Consider the following 4,411-nt stretch of genomic DNA (forward strand, 5'->3'; position numbering starts at 1 on the left):
GGTGGTCCGGCTCCCCTCCGCTCACCCGGTCTTGGGCAGCAGGAGCCTGGCGATGCCGTTCTTCTGGATCTCCGAGGTGCCGGTCAGGACGCGGAACATGCGCACCTTGCGGAACAGGAACTCGACCTCGTGGCCCTGGGTCAGGCCTTCCTTGCCGTGGATCTGTACGGCTTCGTCGAGGATGCGGAACGCGGTTTCGGCGACGTTCAGCTTGCACATGAAGGCCTCCAGCCGCGGCACGGTGCCGGTGTCCAGGGCTGCCAGCGCGGCGTAGGTCATGGCGCGGGCGGCGTAGTAGGAGGTGGCCATGTCGGCGACCTTGTGCCGGATCGACTGCAGTTCGGCGAGCGGTGCCCCGCCGACGGTGCGCGTGCGGGCCCGGTCCAGGGTCAGTTCGAGGGCGCGGCGGGCCAGGCCGAGCACGCTGGGGCAGTGCAGCAGTCGGTTGACGTTGACCCGGCCGAGCCCGAGCAGCAGCCCGTCGCCCTCGCCACCGAGCAGGTTCGCGGCCGGGACGCGGCAGTCGGTGAGCACGATGTCGCTCTCGATGTGCTCGCCGGACATCGGCGTGGCTCCGTCGAGGACCTGGCAGCCCGGGCTGTCGAGGTCGACGAGGAAGGCGGAGTAGGTCTTCTCGGTGCCGTCCATGCGGGCGATGACGATGGCGAAGTCGGCGACCGGTCCGGCGCTGGAGAAGACCTTGTGGCCGGTCAGCCGGTAGCCGCCGTCGGCCTCGCGGACGGCGGTGGTGCGCATGGCCCGCACGTCCGAGCCGGCGTCGGTCTCGGTCAGGGAGAAGCAGCAGGCGCGCTCGCCGCGCACCACGGGCAGGAAGTAGCGGTCCAGCTGGTGCGCGGTGGCGGCGGCGAGGATGTCGCCGACCCGCAGCGGACCGCCCATCTCGCCCAGCACGCTGTGTGCCAGGACCCGGCCGCTGGCCGCGGTCTCCTCCTTCAGGGCGGCGAGCTGGGTGTACGTCAGGCCGCGGCCGCCGAGTTCGGCCGGCAGGTGGATGCCGTAGAAGCCGAGTTCGCGGCTGCGGCGCCACACCGGCTCCAGCAGTGCGCGGCTGATCGGGGTCTCCGGGGTGACGGCGTGCTCGTGCTCGTAGTCGGCGAGTTCGCCGTCCAGGTAGGTGCGCAGCTTGCGCACGAGCTCGTCCAGGAGCGGGTCGTGGGAGTGGTCGGGGCGCAGCGAGAAGAGCATCGGGGGCCTTTCAGTTGACCCGGCGCGCGGCGCCGGCCCAGTACGTGTCACGGACGGCCTTGCGGTCGAGCTTGCCGTTGCGGTTGTGCGGGAGCCGGGTGACGAAGTCGACCGAGCGGGGCTTCTTGAAGCGGTCCAGGCGCTCGGCGCAGAAGGCGATCAGTTCCTCGGCGTCCGGCCGGGCGCCGGTGCGCAGGACGACGACGGCGTGCACCGCCTCGCCCCAGCGGTCGTCCGGCACGCCGACGACGCAGGACTCGTGGACGGCCGGGTGTTCGTCGAGGGCTGCTTCGACCTCGGTCGAGTAGATGTTGAAGCCGCCGGAGATGATCATGTCCTTCTTGCGGTCCACGATGAACAGGTAGCCGTCCTCGCGCATCCAGGCCAGGTCTCCGGTGTGCACCCAGCCGTCCACGAAGGTCTCGGCGCTGAGCGCCGGTTCGCGCCAGTACTCGCGCACGCAGTCCTGGCCGCGCACGACGATCTCGCCGATCTCGCGCGGGGCGACCTCGCGTCCCCGCTCGTCGACGACCCGGACCTCGGTGTCGTAGCCGGGCCGCCCGCAGGACTGGAGCAGTTCCGGGTCGTCGGTCACGGCGCGGGCGATCTCGGCCGGGGTGAGGCCGGCGACCACGGAGGTGGTCTCGGCCAGGCCGTATCCCTGGCCGACGACGGGGCCGAACGCGGCGACCGCCTCGCGCAGCCGCTGCGGCGAGATCGGGGCGCCGCCCACGCGCAGGTCGGTCAGGCTGGACAGGTCGTGGTCGGCGAGCCCCGGGTGGGCCAGCAGCATGGTGAGCATGGCGGGCACGAGGAAGGTGGCGTCGATCCGCTCGCGCTGGACGGTGGCCAGGAACGCCGCCGGGTCCCAGGCGGGCAGTACGTGGACGGTGGTTCCGGCGAAGACGCAGGCCAGCAGCGGCATTCCGGTGGCGTGGGTGATAGGCCCGCAGGCCAGGTAGCGCGAGCCGGGGCGCGGGCGCGGCTCGGTCGTCAGCTGCTTGCGCAGGTTGGCGAGGCGGTTGCCGAAGGTCTGCACGGCCGCCTTGAGCGCACCGGTCGAACCCGAGGTGAAGTTGAGCACGCACGGATCGTCCTCGCCGACCTCCACGCACACCGGGCCGGCCGCGCCTGCCGCGTCGCCCGCCACCTCACCTACCGCCTCGTCCGCTGCCTCGCTCTCGGCGAGCAGCGCGGCGAAGCCGGACTCGAACTCGACCGGCAGGCAATCGGTGCCGGAGGCGTCCACAGCGGCGAGCGCGTCCTCGCGGTGCGCGGCGTCGAAGAGCAGCACCTTGACCGGCGCGTAGCCGAGCAGGTGCGTGATCTCGGCGCGGCCCAGGCGCGCGTTGATCGGCGCGCGCACCAGCCCCGCCTTGTACAGGGCGAACTCCACGACGATCAGCTCCCCGCGGTTCCAGGCGAGGCTCGCGACCGCGTCGCCGGGTCCGAGGCCGCGTGCGAGCAGTGCGCGGGCGAGCCGGTTCGCCTCCTCCTCCAACTGCCGGAAGGTCCAGCGCCGGTCGGAGCAGACGAGGGCGGGCTCGTCGGGCCAGTAGCGGGCGCTGCGGGTCAGGTACACGCCGAGGTTCACGACACACCATCCGAATCCAGGAGCCACTCATGGACTCCGCGACCATTTCCAGACAGCGTGTCCAGTAACGGAGCAGCTGTCAAGGTTCGCTAGACTCATCACCGAACAGACCCGGCGAGACGACGGAGGCGAAGTGGCCGAGGACAGGCGCACCCGGCGGACCAGGCGCGCGCTGCGTGACGCACTGGTCGAACTGGCCCTGGAGCGCGGGTACGCGGGGCTGACCGTCGAGGACATCACCGAGCGGGCCGACGTCGCGCGGGCCACCTTCTACAGCCACTACCGCGACAAGGACGACCTGCTCACCCGCATCACCGCGGACCTGCTCCAGGAACTGGACGAACGGCTGCACCCGCTCGCCGAGGAGACACAGACCGGCTTCACCGGAAAGCCGCTGACCGAACTCTTCCGTCACGCCCGGCAGGAACGCGGCCTGTACCTGGTGATCCTGCGCGGCGAGGGCGACGGCAAGGCCCTGCGCGCCTTCCACGACGAGTCCGCACGGCGGGTCGGGGAGGTCTTCAGCACCCGTACGCGGCACAGCGGCGTCACGCCGAGACTGCCCGCCGATCTACTGGCTCGCGCCTGGGTCGGCGAGCAGCTGGCGGTGCTGCACTGGTGGCTCGAACAGGACCCCGCACCCATGCCGGCCGAGGAGGCCGGCCGCATGCTGCTGGACCTCGCCGTCCACGGCCGCCTGTGGGCCAGCGGCTACGGCAGCCCGTCCTGACCGACCCCGGCGGCGACTCCGCCCGGCGGCGGTCGTTGCCGACCACGACAAGCACGGCGACGCGCAACCGGCGCGGGGGCTTCAGCCGCCCCCGGCCCGGTGCGACCTACGGTCGGTCACGAGGCGGACGCACTGCAGGCGTCGTACACGGCCGACATGTCCGACAGGGCCCTGGCGCTGTCGCTGCGGAACGCCGCGAAGTCCGCCACGTCGAGGTCGGCCGCGGCGAGTCGCTCGTCCGCGGCCATGGCCCTGATGGCAGCGCGAACACGAGGGTCGACCGCATGCGAGGCGGCGACGTCGAGACCCTCCGCGTAGGCCCGCAGGCGCGCTACCGCGGAAGCACCTGACGCAGCGGTGGAGGAGGTGTACGCGCTGATGGCCTGTTCGGCCTCCTGGCAGGCCGGGTCCTCCGCCGGTCCGCGCACCGCGGTGCGAGTGACCACCGGCGCAGGGTAGGTCGGCGGTCGCGCCGGCGCCGCCGACGAAGCCGGGGTGCCGGTGATCTTGGCCTTGAGATCGTTCCAGTCCGCGATCCCCAGCCAGGTGAGGATCGTGACGGCTGATGCCGCCAGGCCGATCCGCACCGACCACTTCCGGATCTCGTGGTCAGGATCCTGCTCCGGCGGATCAGCCACGGCCTCTCCCCCCGAGGGTCGCCCGCGAGCCGACGGCTCGGTCGACTCGCCTACCACCATGCCGGATTGCCAAGGGTTCGCCAAGGAGGAAGGAACGATTCCCCAGCCCCGTCGCGCGGCGTCGCGCTCCGGCCCGGGGGGGGGGGGGCGCCGCCCCCCCCCCCCCCCCGGCCGGGGGGGGGGGGGGGGGCGCCCGGGGGGGGGGGGGCCCCCCCAGGAAAAACCCACACCCGCGGGAGGAGG

Annotated in this window: 4 protein-coding genes; 1 reads left to right on the plus strand and 3 read right to left on the minus strand. The window is 72.5% G+C overall.

Annotated features, from left to right (window positions below; all coding sequences use genetic code 11):
• Window positions 1-21 precede the first annotated feature (21 nt).
• Both ACIQOV_RS29330 and ACIQOV_RS29335 read right to left on the minus strand, forming a co-directional pair.
• Window positions 22-1,206: an acyl-CoA dehydrogenase family protein gene (locus tag ACIQOV_RS29330; RefSeq protein ID WP_401053579.1), complete on the minus strand. Its 1,185-nt coding sequence runs from the start codon at window positions 1,204-1,206 to the stop codon at window positions 22-24.
• A gap of 10 nt (window positions 1,207-1,216) precedes the next feature.
• The gene (locus ACIQOV_RS29335) at window positions 1,217-2,800 is read right to left on the minus strand and encodes an AMP-binding protein (RefSeq protein WP_401053581.1); all 1,584 of its coding nucleotides are present in this window, start codon (window positions 2,798-2,800) and stop codon (window positions 1,217-1,219) included.
• Window positions 2,801-2,933: 133 nt separating this feature from the next.
• Here ACIQOV_RS29335 and ACIQOV_RS29340 point away from each other — a divergent pair, with 133 nt between their 5' ends.
• Window positions 2,934-3,530 carry a TetR/AcrR family transcriptional regulator gene (locus ACIQOV_RS29340; protein WP_401053582.1) on the plus strand — a complete coding sequence of 199 codons (597 nt, stop codon included), beginning with the start codon at window positions 2,934-2,936 and terminating at the stop codon, window positions 3,528-3,530.
• Window positions 3,531-3,646: 116 nt separating this feature from the next.
• On the opposite strand, the gene ACIQOV_RS29345 is transcribed toward ACIQOV_RS29340, so the two are convergent.
• Window positions 3,647-4,252, minus strand: coding sequence for a hypothetical protein (locus ACIQOV_RS29345; protein WP_401053583.1), 606 nt, complete (start codon window positions 4,250-4,252; stop codon window positions 3,647-3,649).
• Window positions 4,253-4,411: the final 159 nt, after the last annotated feature.

This window comes from Kitasatospora sp. NPDC091257, assembly GCF_044757675.1.
Lineage (GTDB): Bacteria > Actinomycetota > Actinomycetes > Streptomycetales > Streptomycetaceae > Kitasatospora > Kitasatospora lactacystinica.

What these genes read in the sequence shown, in the direction of transcription:
- ACIQOV_RS29330 (WP_401053579.1), bottom strand. Translation starts at nt 1,206, where the DNA reads ATGCTCTTCTCGCTGCGCCCCGACCACTCCCACGACCCGCTCCTGGAC.